This window comes from Spiroplasma cantharicola (assembly GCF_001281045.1).
Classification (GTDB): Bacteria; Bacillota_I; Bacilli_A; order Mycoplasmatales; family Mycoplasmataceae; genus Spiroplasma_A; species Spiroplasma_A cantharicola.
Genome location: NZ_CP012622.1, coordinates 657,299 through 681,915 on the forward strand (window position 1 = coordinate 657,299; position 24,617 = coordinate 681,915).

Below are 24,617 nucleotides of genomic sequence, written 5' to 3' on the forward strand. Positions count from 1 at the left end.
ATGTAAAATATTTTACTTTTATATCTCCATAGTTTTAACAAATTTTTTAAATCAATCAAATGATTTTTTCTTAAATCTATCCCCAGTTCCTTTATGATAATCGTCATAATCAACAAAAATTAAACCATAACGTTTTGACATTTCATTTGACCCTGCACTAACAACGTCAATTGGAGTTCACATAGTATAACCAAATAAATTTATTCCATCTTCAATTGCTAAACTCATTTGCTCAAAGTGTCTTGATAGATAATCAATTCGATAATCATCTTCAACAGTGTTTTTTTCATTTAATTTTTCTAAAACACCAATTCCATTTTCTGAAATAAATAAAGGGACATGATATCGATCTCACAATTGATTTAAAGTATATCTTAAACCAATGGGATCAATTTGTCATCCTCACTCTGATGCTTCTAAGAAAGGATTTTTACCAAGTTTCATTAAATTACCTTCAGTTAATTCACCTTCTTCTTTTGCAATTGTACTTGACATATAATAGCTAAATGAAATAAAGTCAACAGGATTATTTTTTAATAATTCATCATCACCTTTTTCTTTTATAATTTCAATATTATTGTCTTTAAAATATTTTAAAGAATATCAAGGGTATTCACCTTTAATCATTACATCATAGTAAAATAATTTTCTCATTAATTCCTTTTGTTGATTTTCAAAAACATTTATTGGATTACAATCTAAAGCATACGTAGTTGAATTAGCAAGCATACAACCAACTTGAATATTTTTAAATTTTTTAGAATACTCAACAACTTTTGCTTGTGCAATAAACTGATGATGTAAGTCTTGATAAGAAGAATTTATTTTTTCAAATACAGTTTTTTTAGTATTATCTTCTACAAAGAAAGCCCCCATTAAAACTGATAAATTTATTTCATTAATTGGTAATCAGTATTTCACATATTCATTAAATTCATCGATAAGTACTTTGGCGTATTTAAAATACATATCAACTACTTGTCTATTTCTTCATCCACCGTGATTTTGAACTATTGGAAATGGTGTATCAAAATGATTTATTGTAACCATTATTTCCAATCCCTGTTTTTTACATTCTTTAAATACATTTCTATAAAACTCTAATCCTTTTTGATTGGGTTCTTTTTCGTCACCATTTGGAAATATTCTTCCTCAAGCCACTGACATTCTAAATATTTTTAATCCTGCTTCTTTAAACAAAGCAATATCTTCTTTATATCTATTATAAAAATCTATTCCAAATCTTTTAGGATAATGTAAACCCTTTTTATTTTCAATTGAATCTAATAAATCCTGTTTTGTTAATTTTCTTGTTGCAGTTAAATCTTTCTTATCTTTTAATTCAATATAAGGAATCATTTCTAATAATGATAACGATTTTCCATCAACATCATAAGCTCCTTCTATTTGAGAAGCTGCTGTAGCTCCCCCTCAAAGGAAATCTTTTGGAAATTTTAATTTTTTTGCCATTAAATATTTTCTCCATTTCTTTCTATTAGTTCCTTGTATCAAAAGAAACTATCTTTTCTGATTCTTTTCATATCTTTTTCATCAAATTCATCACGATTGACATAAACAAATCCATATCGTTTTGAAACTCCCTCGTGAGTTGAAACTAAATCAATTGCGCTTCAAGGCATATAACCAATCATTTCAACTCCATCAGAAATAGCTTCACTCATAGCTTTAATATGTTTTTGATAATATTCAATTCTATAATTATCATGAATTTTTTCATCCTTTGTTAAAACTTCTTTTGCACCAATTCCATTTTCTGTTATCATAATTGGTAATTGGTATCTATCATAAACTTCTCTTAAAGTATTTCTAAATCCAACATAATCAATTTCTCAACCATAATCAGTTTTTGGTAAGTTTTTATTTTTAACAGTTTTTCCTACACCTGGAATAACAAGACCTGAGTGTTGATCTATCTTATTATCTAAGGTTTTTTTAATATCTTGAGCACTTACATATTCAACAGTCATTGTCGAATAATAATTAAATGCAATAAAATCTGGTTTGGAATCTTTTAAAATTTCTTCTTCCTCTTTTGTAATAATTATCTCTTCTTTAATTTTTTTTAAGAAATTTTTAAATCACGTTCCATATTCGCCTCTACAGACAATATCTAAAAATATTCAATTTCTTATTTGATCAAAATTTAGTTTTGCTAAATGATCTTCTGGTTTATTTGAATTTGCATAAACTGATGAAATATTTGGTGCGGGACCAATCTTTACATTTGGTAGCATTTTCTTACAAAGCCTAATTACTTTTGCCTGAGCTACATTTAAATTATGCATAATTTGTCATTTACTTGCTTTTGATTTTTCTGAAATTACTCCAATAACTTGACCCACAAAAGCAAACATATTTAACTCATTTATAGTTAATCAATATTTAACTTTTGAGCCATAATTTTCAAATAAAACTTTTGCATACAATTCAAATATATTTGAAAACTGATTGCTATCTAACCCGCCAATTTCTTCGATGAATGTTGGAGTATCAAAATGAAATATTGTAACAACTGGTTCAATATTGTACTTTATAAGTTCATCAATTAAATCATTATAAAATTTAATTCCTTCAGGATTTACATCCCCTTTAATATTTTTAATAATTCTTGGTCATGAGATTGAGAATCTATAAGATTTAAATCCCATCTCAGCCATTAAAGCAACATCTTCTTTTCAGTGGTTATAGTGATCTGTTGCTACTTTAAACCCTGTAATACCTTTTGGATAATTTTTTCTTTCATCAAATTTATCCATTATCGATGGAACTTTTCCTCCTTGATTTATTGCTCCTTCAAATTGGTATGCACTACTTGAAGCACCCCATAAGAAATTTTTTGGAAATTTATTCATTATTTTTTTCCTCCTTTGTTAAGAAATATAACCCGCCATAGCAAGCTGCTTGATTTTTTAAAATAGATACATCAAATTTTGACTCTATATTTTCACATGTGTACATAAGCTTCTTATCTCAGTAAAAATTTTTGTGTTTTGTTAATTTTTGCTTAATCATTTCAATAAATTGTTCGTTGGAACTAACTCCCCCACCAATAGTTAATAAGTCAAAGTCTAAAATATAATTTAAATTTATTATTAACTTAGCTAAGTGAGAAGTAAAATCATCCATCATTTCAATAACTAATTTATCATTTGAGTTATATAACTCAAAGAATTCTTCTCCTGTTATTTTTTTTCCTGTTCTCATTAAATACTTAATTAAAGCAGTCCCCATTCCTGTATCAAAAGTTATAGTTGCTGGGTCTGTTTTATTTAAACTACTATACATTTTACCTATTTCACCAGCTTGAAATGTATTTCCATTAAAAAGCTCTCTATTAATTATAATTCCACATCCAATTGCCGTTCCAATTGTTAAGTGAATCATATTTATTATTTTAGAATTATTTTTAATTCTTTCATTATACTCCCCTAACACTGCAGCTTTAGCATCATTTAAAAGAACAAATTTATTTAATTTAGAATACTTACTAAAATATTTAATTAAATCAATATCAACATCTTTGATTGCTGATTCACTAAGTACTCTTTTATTTTTTGTATCAATAATTCCAGGTAAGCATATTGCTAAATTAAATTTTTCAGATTCCTGGTCAAGTACTTTTGATATTTCAGATAATACATCTACAAATGAAGTTCGAAGATCTTCTAAGTTTTTTGAACTTGCTATTGTATAATTTATTCAAAAACTTTTAGTTACTTTATTATTTTTAAAGATAATACATTTTGTAGATGTTCCCCCAATGTCAAAGCAATAATTATACATTTAAACTCACCTGACTTTTATGTGTTACTTTATTTTTCTTTAACTCATGAATCTTTTCATTTAAATTAATTTTAGGAACTTTATTTTCAAGTAAACCATAATATATTTGAACACTGTTTAAATTATTGAATATTATAGGTTCTAAATCTTTAATAACATCTTTTTTTAAAAAATTCAATTCATTTAATTTACTCATAATTTGCTTCTCAATATTTGAAATATTTTTATTTAATTTTTCTAAATCAATTAATTTATATTGTTGATCAATTTTTGATTTTAATAAATTAATTTCTTGAGAATTATCAATTTGATTATATTTTTGCATATACAAATTTGCTAAATCAAATTTTTTCTTACTTATTAAGGCTTTACCTTTAATAAGTATTTTTTCTTTTGTAATCTCTTCATTTTCTAATAATGTACTTAATCTTACTTTATACTTTAATCATGCTTGTATATTTTTTTCAATAATTTTTATAAATTGCAAATTTTCTTTGTCTAAAATATTTGTAATTTCATTTAAATCTTTTTTTAATTTTAAAGAATCAGGTTTACTTAAATTTAATTCTAAAACTGTTAATAATTTTAATTTATTAATTGTCTTATTTAATAAAGTCTTCTCAGTTGCTCTTTCTTTATATGACATCATACTAAATAATATTGATGTTGATATTGCCACTGAACAAGATAATAAATAAAATGAACCATTAAGAGTGGGATTTAGTTTTCCTACTCCTCCATATATTGGTTCAGAGAAGAAACCAATTGCTTCAAATACTCCAATCCCACTTTGTGCTCTTTGTGTAACACCAAGAATATTTGCAAAAGCCCCAGCTATAAATGCACCACATACCCCTGAAATTAAAGGTCTTTTTTTAGGTAAATTTATACCATAAAGAATTGGCTCTGTAATTCCAAGTAAACCTGCAGGAAGCATTCCTATTCCCTGTTTTTTTAATTTTGCATTTTGTGTAATTAGGATAACTCCAACTAAAGCTCCAACTTGTGATCAAACTGAAATTGAACCAGCTATACCATAAACTGTTTGACCACCAGTTGTTGGTGATAATAAATCAAGAAATGAAATTAAACCTAACATCATATGTAATCCGAAAATAACTGCTACTTGTCACATAGCAACAAATATACCAACACCAATACCTAATGGTATTTTTCCTATATAGAACATTGATGAACCAAATAAAGTTTCAACAAAGTTTCAAATTATTCCATAACCAAAGAATGATAATGGAGCTACTATAATAATTACAATAAATGGTCTAAACATTAATTCTAAAGCAATTGGAATTACTTTTTTTAAATGAGTGTCTAAAATTTTTGCAGTGTATATAGCTGCAACAATAACAAAGACCTTTGTGTTCATTGCATTTACTTTAATTTTTGTTATTTGATCTAACATTGGATTACCAGTATCAATTGTTCCCAAATCAAATAATAAAAAATCATTTCCAAGTCCCATACTTCCACCATCACCAAACATTAAAGGACAGCAGAGAATAAGTCCAAGTGCAACTCCCATTATGCCCTCTAATTTAAAGTAATTTGCAGCAGATACAGCTATCATAATTCCCATAAAATAAGTTGTCGTTTTTCCCATTGCAAATAACATTATTCACCCTATTGAAGCATCTTTAAATAAAACATCATTAGCACCTGGATTTTCACTTAGTTTAAAAACAATATTTGGCATTACTCCTGTTTGCATTAAAATAGCTATAATTGCTTGAATTAACCCAACACCAACCATTATAGGAATTATTTTAACCATAATTGCTGAAAACATAGCTAAAAATCTTCTTGCTAATGGAATTTTTGTATTATTAATTCCTAAAGAAGCTCTTATAGCCAAAGATTCATTATTCAATTTAATAACTTCTTCTTTTAATTTATAAACGTCTTGACCAATTACAACTTGTAGTTCATTTCCATTTCAAACTGTTCCTTTTACAAGTGACAATCTTTTTATTTCATCAACATTTACAAGTTCCTTATTTTTTACACTAAATCTAAGTCTAGTCATACAATTATATACTTCATTGTAATTTGATGAGCTTCCTATAAATTTATTAATTGAAGCTGCACATTTTTCATACTTATTTGACATATTGAAGAATTCAATAGGATCAGTTATACTTTTAAGATCCTGTTCTTTTTTTTCTTCTTTAAATTCATAATCAATTGTACAAATTAAATCTCCTTGTTTTACTTTACCTAACTTCAAGTCATTTATTTTATAGTCAGTTAAACTATTAATTTCAAAAACTATTGGAGTTTCAATCGACAATTTTTTTTGCTTTAATAATTCCAGATCTACATTAAAAATATTATTTTCTTTGGTCACGTTATCGCCTACTTTTAAAGTAGTTGTAAATCCCGTTCCATTTAATGCTATTGTATCCATTCCACAATGAATTAAAAATTGCAATCCCTCAATATCAAAACCATATGCATGATAAGTATCAAATATCATAGTTACTGTTGCATTATCAAAAAAACCTTTAAAGTTATTCGAATTTGGAATAATAACTAATCCATCGCCTAGCATACGATCTGCAAACATTGAATCATTACAATCTTGAATATTTTTTATTTCACCATCAACTGGTGAATACAAGCTTATTTTCATATATTTTCCCCTTACAGTAATATTTTCCATAAAATTAAGAAAAAATAAATATTTTTCCACTATAAAGAAAATACTTTCTAAATTAGAAAGTATTTTTAATATGTTCAAATATGTGTAAAAACAACATTTCCAAAGCTATATTTCTATAAATAGACTTTGATTTATCAAATTGGTAATTAATTAATATTTTGTCAGTAAAATCTACATCTAATTGAATGTCTTGACTTGCAGTTGTAATTAAAAATTTTTTATTTTTTTCATTAGTTTCATCTTCATATGTTTTTATTATTGAATTATTGTTACTTGAGCAAATAATTAAAATTTCAAGTTCATTTTCATCATTTTTAACAGTATTTTTTATATACTCAGATGAAATAACTCTAACTATTTTATTTAAATTATCAAATAATTCTATGATGTATGCACTAGCATGTCTGATTTGATTTGAAGGATATAAATTTATAATTTTCACTTCCTTAATTGCTTGGGTAATTTTTTCAATAAATAAACTATTTTCTATAATTCATTTTTGAATAGAATCAAATCTTTCTAAAGAGCTAACTTTATTTACATTTTCAGTTCAGCCATAGTGGTCATATTCATTTTTTAAAATAAAGATTAATTCTCTATAGCCTGCACAACCAATTTTTTGACTAAATTTTGTTATAGTTGATAATGAAACGTAACATTGTTTTGCAAGATCTTCTTGATTTTTGAATTCTCCTTTTGCAAAGTTATCTATAATTTTTTTAGCAATAGCTTTAAAGTTTGTCTCTTCAACAGAATCACTTAATTTTATCAATTTATTAATTACTGTCATTTTTTTTGTCCTTTTTTTCCTACTAATTAAAATTATATATTTGAATAAAAAAAAGTAAATAATATATTTACTTATGAAAAATATTTTACTTTTATAACTCTTTGGTTTTGATGAAATCTTTAAATCATTCAAAAGATTTTTTCTTATATCTATTACCAGTTCCTTTATGATAATCATCGTAATCTACATAAATTAAACCATAGCGTTTAGACATTTCATTTGTAGAAAGACTAACAACATCTATTGGAGTTCACATAGTATAACCAAATACATCTACGCCATCACCTATTGCCTCATTAATTTGAATAAAATGTTCTTTTAGATATTCAATTCGATAACTATCATCTACTGTATTATTTTTATCTAATTTTTCAACAACACCAATTCCGTTTTCTGAAATAAATAAAGGTAATTGATATCTATCTCATAATTCATTTAATGTTATTCTTAAACCAATTGGGTCAATTTGTCACCCTCACTCAGTAGCTTTTAAAAATGGATTTTTGCCACCCATTATTAAGTTTCCACCATTTTGATTGTTTAGTTCTTTTGACACTGTTGAAGTCATATAATAGCTAAATGTTATATACTCAACTGTATTTTCCTTAATTACTTTTAATTCCTCTGCTGTCATATCTATTTTTATATTTTTTTCTTTAAAAAATCTTTTTGAATAAGTTGGATATTCTCCCTTTGCAACAACATCATAAAAGAAATATCTATTAATTTGTTGTGTTAGTAAATTTTCTAGAACATTGACTGGATTACAATCAATTGAATATGTTGTCATATTTGCTATCATACACCCCATTTTTATATTTTTTGAAATAGTTTTTGCTATTTGAATAACTTTTGCCTGAGCATAAAACTGATTGTGCAATCCTTGAAAAGCTGCATTTAAATATTCTGAACTTGTTTTATAATCTTCTTTAAAAATTCCTAACCCTGTAATCGGTGACCAAGGTGCTACATTTATTTCATTAAAAGGTAATCAATATTTTACTAAATCCTTATATTCATTCATAATAACACTAACAAATTTAATATATAAATCGATAACTTTTTTATTAGACCAACCTTTATATTTTTTTGCAATTGGATACGGAACATCATAATGTTGAACTGTTAACATAACTTCAATTCCATTATTTTTACATTCTTGAAATACTTTTCTATAAAATTCTAAACCATCTTTATTAGGCTCACTTTCATCTCCATTTGGAAATATTCTTGATCAAGCAATTGACATTCTAAAGATATTCATCCCTGCTTCTTTAAATAATGCAATATCTTCTTTATACCTGTGATAAAAATCTATTCCAAATCTTTTAGGATAGTGTAAGTTATCTATATTTTCAATTGATTTTTCATAATCTTCTTTAGTATAGTTATTCATTTCTTGATTATTCTTACGATCCAAATTTGGATTAAAGGGTCTCATTTCAGCTAAAGTAAGAGATTTACCATCAACATCATAAGCTCCTTCTATTTGAGATGAAGCAGTAGCTCCACCTCATAAAAAATCTTTTCTTTCAAATTTCATACTTCTTTTCTCCTTTATCAATATTTTGCCTTAATAAAAATAAAATAAATCTATTTTTATTTTAAATATAGTACTTTACAATTTGTAAAGTACTTACTATATTTTTTTAAAAATATAAAAAAATAGCATATGAAGTACAACTTCTCTTGATGAAAATTGTGAATTATCCAATGAATAATCTACTGTCATTTTTTTTGTAAATTTAAAATTTAATTTATCAATTTGTTTATCTGAGGAAATTAAAAAATTAGTATAATTTTCGTCATAAGCTTTTGAAAAATTATCAATTAAAGTATCGTTATCTCTACCAGTCAATATTAATAAATTAAACCCCTTTTCATTATTTTTTTTAGCTTTAAATCTAAATTCATTATTCAAAACTGTAACATTTTTTTCATATTCATATAGCATATTTGCAAAATATCTTGAAGATTCATTTGCTTGATATGATGTATAAATATTAATAAAATCGCTTTCCCTAATTTTTTCACACACAGTATTTATAAAATCCTCATTTAAATGAATTCATTTTTCAATTGATTGAAAAATTTCGAAAGTTTCCATTTTCTCTTTTCTTTCATAATCAAGTTTTCTTCATTCATTTTTCATTTTAAAATTTAATTCTCTAAAACCAGAGAATCCCATTTTTTTGGCAAACTTGGTAATAGTTGAAATTGATACAAAAGTTTGTGCAGCTAATTCCTCTTGATCACAAAATATTGCCCTGTCAGCATTTTCTAATATTCTTTTTGCTATTATTTTAAAAGTTGTATCTTCAAATTCCTTGCTAATGATTTTTAAATTATCAAACACATATGTCATTAGTTTTACCTATGAAATTTTTTTCTTTCTATATATCTAATAATAAATATAAAAAAAAAAAAAAAATATTTAATTTTAAACAAAAAAAGTTTTTTAACTTTTATTTAAATCAAAATATTTTTTTTACATCAATTATTCTTTGATTTAAACTACCTCTATATAAAATATTTGGGTCATATAACTCTTTAATAAATCTCCCCTGAATTAAAGTATCAATTTCTAGCAGTCTTGATACATGGTAATATCCTTTTCATTACAACTATTTTTTAAAATCAATTCTTTAATTGTAAAGCTTGTATATAATTAAATACTTAGTCCAGTTTCTTGCTTTATTTTTTAAATAAAGGGTAATAATTCAATTGTGCTAAACATTGGATCACCCCGCTAAAAGTAACTCCCCTCAGCAATGAGTTTGATTTTATTTCAGAAATAATTTCAGTTTCATATTCTTTATCAAAATTTCGCCCTATTTTTAAATTTCAACTCAAGATATTATGGCAACCACAACACACATGTAAGCAACCTGCAATGTAAATAACCAGGTCCATCACTAATTGTTTCTTTATAAATTTTAAATATTTTCATTAATTTTATAATAAACTGGTATATGATTTAAGTTTCTAAAATATTCTCTATCAGTAACACCTTCAACTACACCAAAAACTTTTTTAGTTTCCTTTACTGTAATTAGTAACTAATTCTTTTTTCATAGAGCAATATCCTTAAAATATTTTTTTATAAATATAAAACTAAACTTTTATATTTAGTTGTGAATTAATACTTTCAAAATAAATTAAAAAATCAATAAAGACTTATAATAATATAATAAAAAATCTTAATTAAAATATAGCACCCCTATATTATTTATATATGAAAGTAAAAAACCTTATTAATAATAAGGTTTTTTACTTTCATATATAATTTTATGTAAATCAATTTAACTTTTTAAAATCTTTGCTAGAACTCCAAAACAGCCAGCTTTATTTTCTAAATTACTTTTTATTATATTTATATTTTCAATTGGTGAAAAATTTTGAAATAATAAAATATAATTTTTCGCCTTTTGAATTATGGTATCTAAAAATTTACTATTCGAACTTATTCCTCCACCAATAGTAATCGCATCAAAATCCATTAGAAAATTTAATGATACTAAATATTTAGTTAAACTAGTTGTTCATATATCAAAAATATCAACTGCCATTTGATCATTTTTTTCAACTAAGCTCATGAATTTTTTACCATCAATTAAATTTTTCTTTTTGGCACTATCTTTTGCTTTAGCTGTTATTACATTTTCAATTGGGGCAACTTTACCTAGTTCAATTGAATCATTATATCTCTTTAAATTTGCACCCGTAGAAGTGCTTTGAACAATTAAATTAATATCAGGTCTATCAAAGTTAGCAAAGAGTTTAGATAGCTCTCCTGCTCCCCCTTTAAAACCTTTATAAATTTTACCATTAATAATAATTCCCCCACCAAGTCCTGTTCCTACAGTGACATGAAGCATATTTTTATATTTTTTATTCTGACCAAAATAATATTCTCCATAAGCAGCAGATTTTGCATCATTTTCAATTTCAAAAGTTTCAATATTTTTAAATTCAGCAAAAAAATCTTTTAAATTAATTTCTTTAATATTAGTTAAAGATGATTCAGATAATATTTTGTATTTTTTTGAATCAATAATTCCTGGAATACTTATTCCTAAATTAATTTTAATATCTCTTGGCAAATCCCTTTTGATTAGTTCAAAAACATAATTTGCATCTAATTGTCATGCATTTGCTCTTTTTTGATTATCATATTCTATAACACCTTCTGATAATATTTTTTGATTATCATCGATGATTATTTTTTTAATACTTAATCCTCCAATGTCATATAAGTAGTTAGTGTTTTTCATAAATTAATATTCCCATTTCTTTTTTAAAGCTAGCCAATTATTTTGTTAGCTTTTTTATTTACGTTATTTTGTTGTGAAATTTTTTTGATTATTTTGTTTAAAGTGATTTTGACATCAATTGGGTTTGATAATTTGTAAGTTATTTTTAAATCATTTATAGAATTTTTATATAATAATTTTATTGAATTAAAATCTTCTAGTGAAAAATAATTTTCTAATTCATTTAAGTTATTTATAATAATTTCTTCTTTCTTTTTAATTGCCTGATTTAATCACTCTAATTTATCAACCATTTTTTTATCTAGTTGTTGAATTTTCATTTGCAAATCTTCTTTTTTAATTTCAAAAAAAACTTTTTTATGTTTTTCCATAATTGCTTTTGCTTTTACTATCTTACCTTTATTAATTAAAATAGAACCTTGTTCAAATAATTTCTCTTTGATTTTATTTTCTTTGTCAAAAAGTATTTCACGATTAATTTTATATTTTAGACTTTCAATTAATAACCTCTCAATTTTTTTTATTTTAATAACTTCTTCTTTGGTAAAGAAATTTTCTTCTGTTTTTAAAATATTTACTATTTTTTGTTTATCTTCAGTTGATAAATTAGAATTGGATAAATTAATTATTTTAATTAATTTAATATTATTTTTTTTGATAATATTATTTTCCAATGATCTTTCTTTGTACATAAATATTGTAAACATTAAAGCTAATGCAACCGATAACATACAACATAAAATATTGTAAAAACCATTTAAAGCATTTGGCAGTAATTCAACAGTAACTATTTCTGGGTTAATTGGATTTGAGAAAAATCCAAAGAACGAAAATACTCCTAATCCAGTACCTACTCTTTGTGAAACACTAAGCATATTGCTTAAGCAACCTGCAAAGAATGCTCCAAGAGTACCTGCAATAAAAGGCCTTACTTTTGGTAGATTAATACCATAAACAATCGGTGCTGGAACTCCAAAGAAACCTGTAATTACAGTTGAACGAGCTTCTCTTTTAGTTGAACCATTTTTAGATATTATTATAACTGCAACAACAGCTCCAACTTGTCCTCAAACAGAAAACTCTCCTCCTGGAGTTAAATAACTAACCCCATCAGTTAATACTTGCATTTGAGAAATTTGTCCTACAGCAGAATGCATTCCAATAACAACTAATGGCTGTCAAATCAGAGCATAAATACCAGTTCCAATTCCTAATGGAGCTGCTGTTACAAATCTTAAACCTACTGCAATTAATTGTTCAAAAATATATCAAATAGGTCCAATGATAAAGAATGTTATTAGAGCTGAAATTAATAATGTTAACGCTGATTTTAAAATTAATTCCAAAGATTTAGGAACTCAAGTTGCAATTCAGTTATCAACTTTTTTTGTAATTATAATTGCCAATATTACAACAATTATTCTTGCTCCTTGAGGCATTATTTTTATTGAAGAAAGACCAGATCAAACAGGATCATTAGGACTTATTCCTGTTTTAAATAAGTCTCAAGTATAACCAAAACCGATTGGTCCTCCATCACCAAATATTAATGGGCTTCCTAAAATAATAGAAATACTCATAGCAATATACATATTTAATTTAAAATACCTGGCAGCACTTAGTCCTGCCAATACTCCCATAAACCTTAAGGGAGTATTGGATATTACATATAAAATAGCTCATAAAACATTTGTTTCTTTAATAAATTCTTGTCCTGGTTTTAAGCCACTCTCTGGCATTTTTAAAACTATATCTGGCATTATTTTTGAAATCTGTAAAACTCCAACAAATGCCATTATAATACCTGACCCTATCATAATTGGAATTAATGGCATCGATATTGAAGAAATTACAACTAACATTCTTTTTTTAAAAGACATTTTTCTATTTGCTAATAAATCAAATTCTCCTGAATTTTCAATTATTTTTAAAGCGTTATACAATTTGTAAACGTTTTTTCCTAAAATTAATTGTAATTCATTATTTTTTCAAACAACTGCCTTTATTTGGGAGATTTCTTGAAGTGAATTAATGTCTACAAGACTTTTATCTTTTATTTTAAACCTAAGACGAGTTGAACAATTGTAAGAATTACTATAATTTGCTTTTCTTCCAACAAGTTCAATTACTCTTCTTGCAAGTAAGTCTCAATTTGAACTAGTTTTAAAATATTTATCAACTTCAATTTCCCTTTCAGGTTCCAAAATAGATTCAAAAGTTCCTATTAATTGACCTTTTTTAACTTTTGTAGGTCCTGTAAAATAGGGTTTAAAAGTTCAATTTAACCTATTAGATTCATCATTAATTACAACAGCAATATTAGTATTTTTGTGGACTACTTTTAAATATTCCAAATTTACTTTTGCAATTTTTTCAAAATTTTTTAATTTATCATCTTGTTCTTTTACAATTTTAAAATATTTACTATCCTCTAATTCAAAGTCAAGACACATATTAATCATGATTGAAGAGTTCAAATTATTTTGCTTCAAAAATAAACCATGATTTGTTTCAAAAATTAAATCAACATTTGCATTTTCAATTGGGTTATAGATTTCATTTGATGTTGCAGATATAAAATAACCTATTCCTAGAGAGTTATTTTTAAAAACTTTATCATCAATATTTTCTATTAAATCAATTACTCCATCACAAACAGCATAAACATTTAAAATTTTTTTCTGCATAAGTAATTCCTTTCAAAAGTTTAATTATTACAGGATTACTAAGCAATTTTTGAAGCTTCTTTATCTAGACCAATTCTTTGATAAGTTTCTAGAGGAGCATCAACTGTTTTCATTTTTTTAACCATTTTTTCAATCATCATTTGTTCAATTTTTTTATCTTTTAATGGATTTAATTGATTTGGATCATTTTCTAAATCAAATAATAGATTTCCATATTTAAATGAGTTTGCACTAAGTAAAGGTATATCTAAATTAAATTTCATCATTGGCATTCAATTTGAAAATCTTGTTCCTTTTACATATTGCATATCATTTAAAAAGATATCAGGTAAAAATCCTTTCATGAAATTAAAGTTCAATGTGTATTGTGTATTTGGAGAGTTTTTTTCATCTTTAGCAGCTTTCATATAAACATATTTTCCATCATATATATTTACATGTCCTCCATTAATACCAAATAAAATTTCTTTATGATTATTTTTATCTTTTCTTAGTGCTTCATAAATTGAATTACCATCTCGATCAAAATCGTCTTTCATATTAAAGTATTCCAAAATTGTTGGAGCTATGTCAATTGTTTGACATAATTTATCAAATCTTTTTCCATCCATATTTGCAAATTCAGGAATATGTAAAAAGAACGGTGTGTGAATTAATTCATCATATCAAGGTGAAGATGATTTACCAACAAAATTATGTTCTCCAGTTAAAAATCCATGATCTGTATTTACAATTAGCATTGTGTCTTTTCACAAATCATTTTCGTCAAAATAATCTAAAATTTTTCCCAAGTATTCATCAATCATTGAAATTAGTGCGGCATATTCAATTTGAAGTTTTTTAACATTTTCAGATTCCTTTTCTTCATCATAGTGACTATATTTTGGTCAATTCGGAATATTGTCTGTATATGTAGCTCCATAAATATCTCTATATTTTTGAGGCATTACAAATGGTTCATGAGGATCAAAACATTCAATTTGTAATAATCAATTATCTAATTCCTTATGTCCTTTCAAAAAATCAATACCTGATAACATTGTTTGGACACTAGAATAACTTGTATCTTCTTGTGTTAAATGAGCCAAATTTGATTTTCCATATTTCAAAAAATTTCATTTCTCTTCTGTAGTTGATGGGTCAAAACTAGTATTTAAACCATTTTCATGAGGTTGATCGTGATTTTTACCATAAGCTGCCGGTATTCATTGATCATATTCTTGTCCCCTATAACCTTCTCAAGTGTTATATCTTGTATGATAAGTCCCTCCACCATCTTCTCAATAATGTCAATGGTCAGTTGTTAAATGAGTATAAATATTATTATTTTTCAAATGCTCAAATATTGAATTATCAAAAGGTTCTAATTGTCCTCAACTTCTATGTAAAAAATTATATCTTCCAGTATGAATTTCTCTTCTAGCAGGCATACATGGCATACTTCCTGCATAAAAATTATCAAATGTAATTGTCTTTTCTCCTAATCTTTTAAAGTTTGGCGCATGAACTCAATCATTGCCATAATTAGGTAAGTACTTTCTTGTTAATGTATCAAACATTAATATAACTGCTCTCATTTTTTTCTCCTTTGTAGAATGTTAAACATTCTACAAATATAATATAGTAAATATTCCAATATTAATACTTATTTTGGAATATTTTACTATCCAAAAAGGAAATTAAAAATAATATTAGATTTAATTAAATTAGATCTAATATTATTTTGATAATAGATATTCAGATTACAATTATTAATAATCACTTAATATAAATTTCTTTTTTAATAATTTTTTTTAAATAGATGGCTGCAATAAATCCTAGTATTACTGGAATAGCAAAAACTAAATTTTTGATTCAAACTTCTTTTACAGTTCAAGGATTATAGCCCATAGAAATAGGATTTAAAATCAAAGAAATAAACGAAGAAATCATTATTAAAGTATGAGAGATTGGTGCAGCTGTACTTATTTTTAAGGAAAAAATTATTATAAGTAAAGGCATTATGATTGGACCTCCACCCATTCCAGTTAGAGATGTTATAATACCGCCAATAAAAGAAATTAGAGATAAAAGAAGAATATTAATTTTTTCCCCTTCATTACTTGTAATATAAAAATTTTTATTAAGCTTATATACTTTTTGACTATTATCTTTTATTTTTAAAAAATACTCTGAGTAAATTAGCATAAAGGTCACAATTACTAAAGTAACTGCTACTATAATTTTGATTACACTATCTGAATTAATACTTTTTGATATTGTATTTCCAATTAAAATTGATATTGTCGAAAAGACAATACCAACTAATAAAATTTTGTAATTAAGTCTCTTTTTAATAATTTCAATTAACACATTCATGGAAGAACCTAAAAATACTAAAAAAGTCGATATGTACTTTATTTCATTTAATTCATCATTTAAAAAAAGTAAAAATAAAGGCACATAAAGTACCCCACCACCAACTCCAGAAATAGATCCCAATATTGATATCAATAAAATAATAATTGATAGCCATAATAATGTAATTCCCATTTTTTATATCTCCAAATAAATTTTACAATAATAATTGCATTTTTTGGAAAAAATTCTATAATAAGTAATGGAGGATAAAAATGATTTTAATACAAAGTGGTACTTTTTTAATGGGTGGCGATGCCGAAGATGGTTTTATATATGATAAAGAAGGACCACCTACTCTTATAGATATTAATGCGTTTTATATTGATGAAACTTCTGTAACTAATGCAGAATTTCAAAAATTTACAAATGAAACTGATTATATAACCGAAGCTGAAAAATTTGGAAATTCATTTGTATTTGCAGGATTATTAAGTGATGATGAAAGACTTACATATCAAAAAGCTGATTTAATGGGAATTTGATACGATGTTCCTGGAGCAAATTGAAGACATCCACAAGGACCAAAAACAAATATTGCCGATAAAATGAACAACCCAGTTGTTCACGTATCTTTATTTGATGCTATTGAATATTGTAAATGAGCTGGAAAAAGATTACCAACCGAAGCTGAATGAGAATATGCAGCTCGAGGAGGTTTAGTACAAAATAAATTCAGTTGAGGAAATGAATTAAAACAAAATAATAAATATAATCTAAATATTTGAAATGGAGACTTTCCATTTGGCAATACTTTAGAAGATGGTTATTTAGATTTAGCTCCTGCAAAATGCTTTGATCCTAATGGATATGGAATTTATCAAATGTTAGGAAATATTTGAGAATGATGTATCAATGTAAAAAATGTTCCGCTAGAATATTTTAAAAAAAATAGCACTAAGGAAATAATAGATTTAGAAATCAATGAAAGTAAAGACTATGCCCTTCGAGGTGGTTCATATTTATGTCATGATGGTTTTTGTAAAAGATATAAGGTTTATTCTAGAAATGGAACAGCTCCTAGATCAACTGCAGGAAATATGGGATTTAGATGTGTTAAAGATGTTTAATAAAATAAAAAAAGTATTTAAAACAAAAATTTAAATACTTTTTTTATTTTTTATATTTACTGTTTAACAAAATGTCTTATAGTTTTTCTAAGAAAGATAACGCTCCAATATATTTAACAGCTTTATTTGCAAACTTATTAGCTTTTGAAACTATTTCAATTATCTTTTCCTTTGATGAGTTAACATCTATTTTTTCCTTTACATACTCATTTATCAAACAAGAAATAAATGCATCACCAGCTCCTGTTGTATCAGCAATTACATCAGATTTTATAGTTGGTACAAAAATTATTTCATTATTTCAACTACACATTGTATCTTTACTACCTCTTGTTATACAAATTAAACTCTTTTTATTTTTATTCATAAGAATTTTTAATGCTTCTTTTTCATCTTTTATTTTTGTTAATAAAAATAATTCTTCATCACTTAATTTAATTAAATTTGCAGTTTCTAAAAATTGTTCACATAAATTTGTAAATTCCTTAACTTCATTTTCAGTTACTCAAAGCTTATCTCTAAAATTTGGATCAAAACAAAATTTTATTTTATTTTCCTTTGCAAATTTAAATAAATCTCAATAGGATTTATTTAAATTTCCTGGTAAAAAAGCTGTTGCACTACCAAAATGAATAAAATCAATTTCTTTTAATTTATCAGTATCAATATTTTCTAACTTAAAATCGGCATCACTATTTCTTATGAATTCAAAAAATCTTTCTTTATTTTCATCTAATGTAACTTTTGCAATAGTTGTTGCAAGTTTTGAATATTGAATGAACTGCTTTTTTATATTAAATTTATTAATTAATAATTCTATCTTCTCTTTATACTCATCGTTTCCTAAACTACCCATAAAAAAACTTTCATTATTTTTTAAAGCCGCAATTGAACAAGCAACATTAAAACTTGCTCCTCCTACTTCAACTTGTAATTCACTATTATTAGAATATACATCTACTAGAACTTCACCTATTGAGATTATTTTTTTCATATTTATTTTTCCTTTAATTCATTTTTAAAAATAATATTATTTCAAACATATTTATTTGAATCCAGTTGAAATACTTTTAAATTTTTTAAATTAGTTTCTATTTGATTATGATTTTTAATAAAAAATCTTAAGGAAATTGCATGCTCTCCCTCATTAATAAATATTTCTAAACAACTTCTATCTATTAAAATTCTTATTGAATCAATTTTTAAATTATCAAAATTTATTTTTGATGGCAAATTTAATTCATCATTGTAATCCATTAAGCTTCTATCAATTGAAAAAATATTATTTTCATTTTTGATGATAATATTTTTTTTCTTACTTTTAATTATAATTTCAAAATTTTCATTTGCAACTTTTTGTGAAATAATTTCTACAATTCCATTTTGATAATTAAAAATATTATTTTTTAAATCGATTTTATTTAATCTTAATTTTTCTAACTCTTTAACTGGCATTTGATATAATAAGTCATTTTTTAAAGTTAATTGTCTAGGTACAGTTAAATGATTACTTCAAGTTTTTAATTCCTTTGGAAAAGGATTTGATTTTGAATTTCCCAATCAACCTAACATAATAATTCTATTTTCAGTATTTGAAAATATCTGAGGTGCATAAAAATCAAATCCTAAATCAATTTTTTTTAATTTTGATTTAAATTTAAAATTAGCTTTATTATCAACTTTTACTTCTCTATATTTAACAAAATGACTTCCTTCTGCTAAAGAAGTTTCTTGTTCTAAACATGCAAAGATATATTCCTTATTCTCTATATTAAAATAATTTGGGCACTCAACCATATAGGAATTTTGCTCATCATTTTCATCTATTAAAATATCTTTGCTTCATTTTCATTCTTCATCTTGGAACTCATAAACGTTTAGTACTCCTTTGTTTTCCAAAGTTTGTGCACCATTTAACATAAAGAGTTTATTATCTTTTTCAAAAACTACTGGATCTCTAAAGTGACCAGTATATTTTTTTAAATCACATTCAAATAACAATTCTTTAGATACAACTTTTTCTTTTAAATCAATTAATGCTTTTAAAGTATAACTAGTTCTTTCTAAATCATTGAACTTAACATTACCTGTATAATAAATTTCCATTTCACCATTTTTATTAACTCTAGCGCTTCCAGAAAAGACTCCATTTTTATCATAATCAGTTGAAGGAATTAACGTTAAACCTTCATAAACATAATTAATAAAATCTTTTGTAGTATACAAAGCTCAAGACTTATTATAATGTTGAATACTAAAAGGACAATTTTGCATAAAAATAAAGTATTGATCTTTATAAAATACTAAACCATTTGGATCATTTGTTGAACCAGAAAAACCTGCCAAGTGAAATTGATTATTATATCAATTCTTTATTTTTTTATTATGATATTTTTGAAATAAGTTTAGGTGATTTTCATTAATTAAACTATATTTTTCTCATTTCATTTTTTATACTCCCTTATTTTTTAATTTTTTTTCTTCTTTCAGTTTTATTTTTTCAAGTTTATTATTTTTTGATTCTTCTTTTTCTTTTTGTTTTATTTGTTTTAATTCTTCAATATATTTTTCATATTTAATTTTATCTTCTTTTAGTTTTTTCTCTTTTGTTTTCATACTTAACAATTTTTTCTCAGCTTTGTTAATTAATAATTGATAATTTTTTGTATCTTTATTTTGTTGTATATTTTTAATTTCAATTTGTTTATTAACAATTTTTGTTGCTTGCTTATCAATTTGCTTTTGAGAAATTTTTCTTCCTGCTTCTCAATAGAAAAATATAACTAAAGCGAATGCAGAACCAAATGAAATAATATTTACTAAAATAATTAATATTAATTTAACTCAATCTCCTGAATATAATAATAATCCAGGAATTACAGTTACACCCATTCCAGGACATGTTACATTTAATAATCCTGCAAAGAATCCCCCAATAAATCCACCAATTGAAGCATAAATGAATGGTTTTATTTTAGGTAAATTAACTCCAAAAATTGCAGGCTCTGTTATACCAAACATTGTTGATACTGCAGATGACATACCCAAATTTTTTTCTTGTTTTGATTTTGTTTTAAGCGCCACTGCCATTGCAGCTCCACCTTGTGAAATAATTGATGCAGTTCAAATAGCATTAAATATTGAACCAGTTACTTCTGCATTAACTCCTTGAGGAATGCTTCCATCAATTACTAATTGCATTTCTAAACCTTGTAAAACTTGATGACAACCTGTTATAACAATTGCTTGTAGTAAACCTGCAACTATTCCTGTACCAAATCCAAATGGTATTGCTAAAATAGATTTGGTTCCTATTAATACACCTTGTTCTACTAATAATAAAATTGGTCCTAATATAAATAAAGCTGCCAACAATGCAATTAAAATTGTTAGAAATGGTGTAAAAATAATATTTACAGATTTAGGCATTCATGTTTTTATAAACTTTTCAAGATAAGCCACACCAATTCCAACTACTAAAGCTGGTAAAACAGAACCTTGATAACCTGTAATTGGAATTATTCAAACCATTTTAGCAGTAACTGGAGTATCCAATCATTTTAAACCAGCTGCAATTCACTCTTCTTGCTTTCCACCATTAGCTTCAAAATTACTTTGAGCATTATAAGCTGCAATTAATCCCTTGTCAGGCAATAATGGATTAATTAACATTAATCCAATAATAATACCCAAAACAGGATTTCCACCAAATCTTTTAACAGTTGACCAACAAACTAATACGGCTAATGAACTAAAAGCAGTTTTAGTTACAATATCTACTATTATTCATAATAATGAATCTGATTCAGGATCATATGGAATTAAATTTTTAATTAAAGCAGCAAAACCCATTGCCAAACCTGCAGCTACAATTGCAGGAATAATTGGTAAGAATATATCTCCCAAAGTCTTCATGCTCATTTGTATTCACGCAAATTTTCCACCACTATTTCTTAAAGCTTCTTTATTTGCTTTTGCTTTAAGTTTAAATTCTTCATAAGAATCACTTTTTGATATGCTATCTAATTCATCCAATTTAGAATTAACTTCCAAAATTTTTTGCACTTCACTATATGTTGCTTCAACAACACCAGTTCCTAAAATAATCTGCAATTGATTTTGAGTTCAATTTGTACCTTTTGCAATTGGTGAAGATTTTATTTCACCAATATTGACTTTTGATTTATCAATTACATTAAAGCGCAATCTTGTTACACAATGTAAATAAGATTCAATGTTTGCTCTTCCCCCAACAGCATTAATAAATTTTTCTGCTTCTTGTGCATAATTAACTTTTTTCATTATTTTATACCCTCACTTGTTACTTTATTAAATTATTTTCTTCATTCAATAAAATTTCATTTAAAGTATTTTGGATCATATCAGCTCTTTCTAAACTCTAACATTTCACCAAAAATATCATAGACTTTTCCTAAATCAAGAATAAAGTTAAATGAATCTTTATCTTTAAAATTATTTAATAGATCATTATTATCACTTTCATTAACAAAAGATATTTCCTTAGAAGAGTGACTTATAATTGAATTAGAATTATTTTCAATTCAAAGCATTAAACCACTTTCGTTTAATTTTTCAATTGTTATACTTTTGAATTTATCTCTTAATATATAACTTTCCTGATACAAAATTATTTCATCTGTATTTGTTTTTCTTAGACATTTAAAATACAATAATTTTTTGCCTTCTTGGAATCCTGTCATTTTAGATAATTGCTTATTGCAAGTAATTTCAACTAAGTCATAATATTTATTTTTTGAGCCTGGGAAAAGTTCTCTAAAACTAAATAATAAATTATTAGATATTTTATCTTGAACAACAAAACCCTTTCCATTAATTGACTTAACAATTTGCAATTCAATTAGTTTATTAAAAGCTATTCTTATTGGCTGTTCTGAATAACCAAATTTAGTTTTTAACATATTTTGACTAGGTAAAATTTCTCCAGGAAGAACTTTATTTTCTCTAATTAAATACATTAAATAATCGAATATAACTTCTCATTTTTTATTCATAGTATAATCCCTTTATTAAATTAATTATACTACTTTAAGTAATTTTCAAGAGATTTTTTACCTCATTTAGTTTTTAAAAATCCAGTACTTACCCCCGCAGTGACTCCCCCAGAAATTAACATGGCAATTGAGATATGTGCTCCCATTGGAACTGATTGTAAAACTGAATTAATTCCTTCTTGATTAAAGTATTCAACAGTATGTGAAGTTGTTCAATCAAATTGGACAAGTCCAATTCAACTTGCACTTCCAAGTGAGTTTGCAACTGTGTGTGTCATTCCTAATCATCAACCAGCAATTCCACTTCCAATTGCAGCTGCAATAAATAAAGGTTTTACTTGTAAGTTAATTCCAAACATTGCTGGTTCTGTTATACCAGTATATCCTCCAATTGCACTAGAACTAGCTTTTGTAATTTGTTCCTTATCTTTTTTTACAAAGAAAATTAGCATTAAAGCAGCTGTTCCCTGAGCAATATTTGAAACACAAGCTACTGGTGTTATAAATGAAAATGAATGACCATATTTTAATTGACTATCAACTAATAATTGTGTTTCAATTGGTAAAAATCCTTGATGTAAACCTGTAATAACAAGAAATGGATAGAAGAAGGCAAAGATCATTCCACCAAAACCAATAAAACTTCAATTTGTATATTTAAATATTCCTGCTAAACCAATTGATATTCCTTTTCCAATAATTTGCCCCAAAGGTCCAATTACTCAAAAAGCTAATCATGATGATACTAAAATTGTTCCTAACGGAATTACTAATATAGCAATTACATTTGGAGTAATCTTTTTCAATAGTTTCTCTAAATTTACAGAAAGAGCTAAAACTAATAAAACCGGAACTATCTGAGCTTGATAACCAATTAATTTAATTTTAAAAAATCCTCCAGCAACTCCGCCAAACACTTGATAATAAATACCTACTGTTTTATTTAAAGCTTCTAAATACCCTTCATCTTCTGGTCCAATAACAGGCAGACCATTATTTATTAAGTACTCACTAAAAGCTGATTTTCTTGCCTCTTCTATTGCACTTGCACTAGCTCCTAAATCAAATTCTAATAATACTGGCGTACTTGTTGAATAACTATTTAATAATCCTGGTGATATTAAAACCAGTCCCATTGCCATTCCTAAATAAGGATTTCCTCCCCATTTTTTTGCTGCAGTATAACCTACAAATGCTGGAATTGAACCTAATATTGCTCCTCCAATTACATCAAGTAATTTTGTAAAACCTGATGAAGGTGCAAATGATCCAATTAATGATTTAAGTGCTAAAGACATACCCCCAGCAATAAATACTGGAACTAAAGGTACAAAAATTGAAGCAAAGGAATTCATTCCCCTTTTTGAAATCATAAATAAATTAGATTTAACAGAAACATCTTTTCTCCAAAATGGCTCTTTATTTTCTATTTTTAATTCTCCATCAATAGAATTATTATTAAGAACAATATCAATTTGTTTATAGAGTTTATCTACAACCCCAGCACCAATAATAATTTGATGTTGATTTTCTTGTTTTTTATATCCTTTAAATAAAGGATGCTTTTTAACTTGCTCTAAATCAAATTTATCATCATCTTTTAATACAAATCTTAATCTAGTTGCACAATGCTGAATTTCTTTGATATTTTCTTTACCACCAAGTAAATCAATCATTAGTACAGCATTGTCATAAAATATATTTTTTGACATTTTGAACACCTTCAAACCTTTTCATATTAATTATTTAACTTTATAAGAAAAATATATATACCTATAATCATAAGTTTTAATTAATAAAATATACTGCTAAAATGAAATTGTAAAAAAGCAAAAAAAATAACCAATATTAAGGACATAACATTGGTTATTGGAAATATTTTTTT

18 protein-coding genes are annotated in these 24,617 nt (G+C 25.4%); 1 reads left to right on the forward strand and 17 read right to left on the reverse strand.

What is annotated here, in order from left to right:
• Positions 1 to 18: 18 nt before the first annotated feature.
• From SCANT_RS02920 to SCANT_RS02970, 12 genes are all read right to left on the reverse strand, one after another.
• Complete coding sequence (locus SCANT_RS02920; RefSeq protein WP_053946232.1) at positions 19 to 1,470, reverse strand: glycoside hydrolase family 1 protein; 1,452 nt, start codon at positions 1,468 to 1,470, stop codon at positions 19 to 21.
• Complete coding sequence (locus tag SCANT_RS02925) at positions 1,470 to 2,873, reverse strand: glycoside hydrolase family 1 protein (RefSeq protein WP_053946233.1); 1,404 nt, start codon at positions 2,871 to 2,873, stop codon at positions 1,470 to 1,472. Before SCANT_RS02925 ends, SCANT_RS02920 begins: the two co-directional genes overlap by 1 nt.
• The gene (locus tag SCANT_RS02930) at positions 2,866 to 3,804 is read right to left on the reverse strand and encodes an ROK family protein (RefSeq protein ID WP_053946234.1); all 939 of its coding nucleotides are present in this window, start codon (positions 3,802 to 3,804) and stop codon (positions 2,866 to 2,868) included. Before SCANT_RS02930 ends, SCANT_RS02925 begins: the two co-directional genes overlap by 8 nt.
• Positions 3,797 to 6,451, reverse strand: a complete 2,655-nt coding sequence (locus tag SCANT_RS02935) for a PTS glucose transporter subunit IIABC (RefSeq protein WP_053946235.1) — start codon at positions 6,449 to 6,451, stop codon at positions 3,797 to 3,799. The genes SCANT_RS02930 and SCANT_RS02935 overlap by 8 nt, the downstream gene beginning before the upstream one ends.
• An 82-nt stretch (positions 6,452 to 6,533) precedes the next feature.
• Positions 6,534 to 7,271: a MurR/RpiR family transcriptional regulator gene (locus SCANT_RS02940; protein WP_158500863.1), complete on the reverse strand. Its 738-nt coding sequence runs from the start codon at positions 7,269 to 7,271 to the stop codon at positions 6,534 to 6,536.
• A 91-nt stretch (positions 7,272 to 7,362) separates the two neighbouring features.
• Entirely contained in the window at positions 7,363 to 8,814 is a 1,452-nt protein-coding gene (locus SCANT_RS02945) for a glycoside hydrolase family 1 protein (protein ID WP_053946237.1), read from the reverse strand.
• A 96-nt stretch (positions 8,815 to 8,910) separates the two neighbouring features.
• Entirely contained in the window at positions 8,911 to 9,636 is a 726-nt protein-coding gene (locus tag SCANT_RS02950) for a MurR/RpiR family transcriptional regulator (RefSeq protein WP_053946238.1), read from the reverse strand.
• A 329-nt stretch (positions 9,637 to 9,965) separates the two neighbouring features.
• Complete coding sequence (locus tag SCANT_RS05600) at positions 9,966 to 10,184, reverse strand: 4Fe-4S cluster-binding domain-containing protein (protein ID WP_200902955.1); 219 nt, start codon at positions 10,182 to 10,184, stop codon at positions 9,966 to 9,968.
• Between the two features lie 389 nt (positions 10,185 to 10,573).
• Positions 10,574 to 11,545, reverse strand: coding sequence for an ROK family protein (locus SCANT_RS02955; protein WP_053946239.1), 972 nt, complete (start codon positions 11,543 to 11,545; stop codon positions 10,574 to 10,576).
• 29 nt (positions 11,546 to 11,574) lie between these two features.
• Positions 11,575 to 14,232, reverse strand: a complete 2,658-nt coding sequence (locus SCANT_RS02960; RefSeq protein WP_053946240.1) for a PTS transporter subunit EIIC — start codon at positions 14,230 to 14,232, stop codon at positions 11,575 to 11,577.
• Positions 14,233 to 14,270: 38 nt separating this feature from the next.
• The gene (locus SCANT_RS02965) at positions 14,271 to 15,809 is read right to left on the reverse strand and encodes a sulfatase (protein ID WP_053946241.1); all 1,539 of its coding nucleotides are present in this window, start codon (positions 15,807 to 15,809) and stop codon (positions 14,271 to 14,273) included.
• Between the two features lie 124 nt (positions 15,810 to 15,933).
• Positions 15,934 to 16,764 (reverse strand): sulfite exporter TauE/SafE family protein, encoded by an 831-nt coding sequence (locus SCANT_RS02970; protein ID WP_053946242.1) that lies wholly within the window; start codon positions 16,762 to 16,764, stop codon positions 15,934 to 15,936.
• 80 nt (positions 16,765 to 16,844) lie between these two features.
• Between SCANT_RS02970 and SCANT_RS02975 the strand changes: the two genes are divergently transcribed.
• The gene (locus tag SCANT_RS02975; RefSeq protein WP_053946243.1) at positions 16,845 to 17,699 is read left to right on the forward strand and encodes a formylglycine-generating enzyme family protein; all 855 of its coding nucleotides are present in this window, start codon (positions 16,845 to 16,847) and stop codon (positions 17,697 to 17,699) included.
• A gap of 76 nt (positions 17,700 to 17,775) precedes the next feature.
• Here the strand turns inward: SCANT_RS02975 and SCANT_RS02980 are convergent, their stop codons facing one another.
• From SCANT_RS02980 to SCANT_RS03000, 5 genes are read right to left on the reverse strand one after another with little or no spacing between them, the layout of a single operon-like run.
• Positions 17,776 to 18,693, reverse strand: coding sequence for a carbohydrate kinase family protein (locus SCANT_RS02980; protein WP_053946244.1), 918 nt, complete (start codon positions 18,691 to 18,693; stop codon positions 17,776 to 17,778).
• Positions 18,694 to 18,695: 2 nt separating this feature from the next.
• Positions 18,696 to 20,147, reverse strand: coding sequence for a glycoside hydrolase family 32 protein (locus tag SCANT_RS02985; RefSeq protein WP_053946245.1), 1,452 nt, complete (start codon positions 20,145 to 20,147; stop codon positions 18,696 to 18,698).
• A 3-nt stretch (positions 20,148 to 20,150) separates the two neighbouring features.
• Positions 20,151 to 22,001: a PTS transporter subunit EIIC gene (locus tag SCANT_RS02990; RefSeq protein WP_053946246.1), complete on the reverse strand. Its 1,851-nt coding sequence runs from the start codon at positions 21,999 to 22,001 to the stop codon at positions 20,151 to 20,153.
• Between the two features lie 32 nt (positions 22,002 to 22,033).
• Positions 22,034 to 22,732 carry a GntR family transcriptional regulator gene (locus SCANT_RS02995; protein WP_053946247.1) on the reverse strand — a complete coding sequence of 233 codons (699 nt, stop codon included), beginning with the start codon at positions 22,730 to 22,732 and terminating at the stop codon, positions 22,034 to 22,036.
• 29 nt (positions 22,733 to 22,761) lie between these two features.
• Positions 22,762 to 24,444: a PTS transporter subunit EIIC gene (locus SCANT_RS03000; RefSeq protein WP_053946248.1), complete on the reverse strand. Its 1,683-nt coding sequence runs from the start codon at positions 24,442 to 24,444 to the stop codon at positions 22,762 to 22,764.
• Positions 24,445 to 24,617 lie beyond the last annotated feature (173 nt).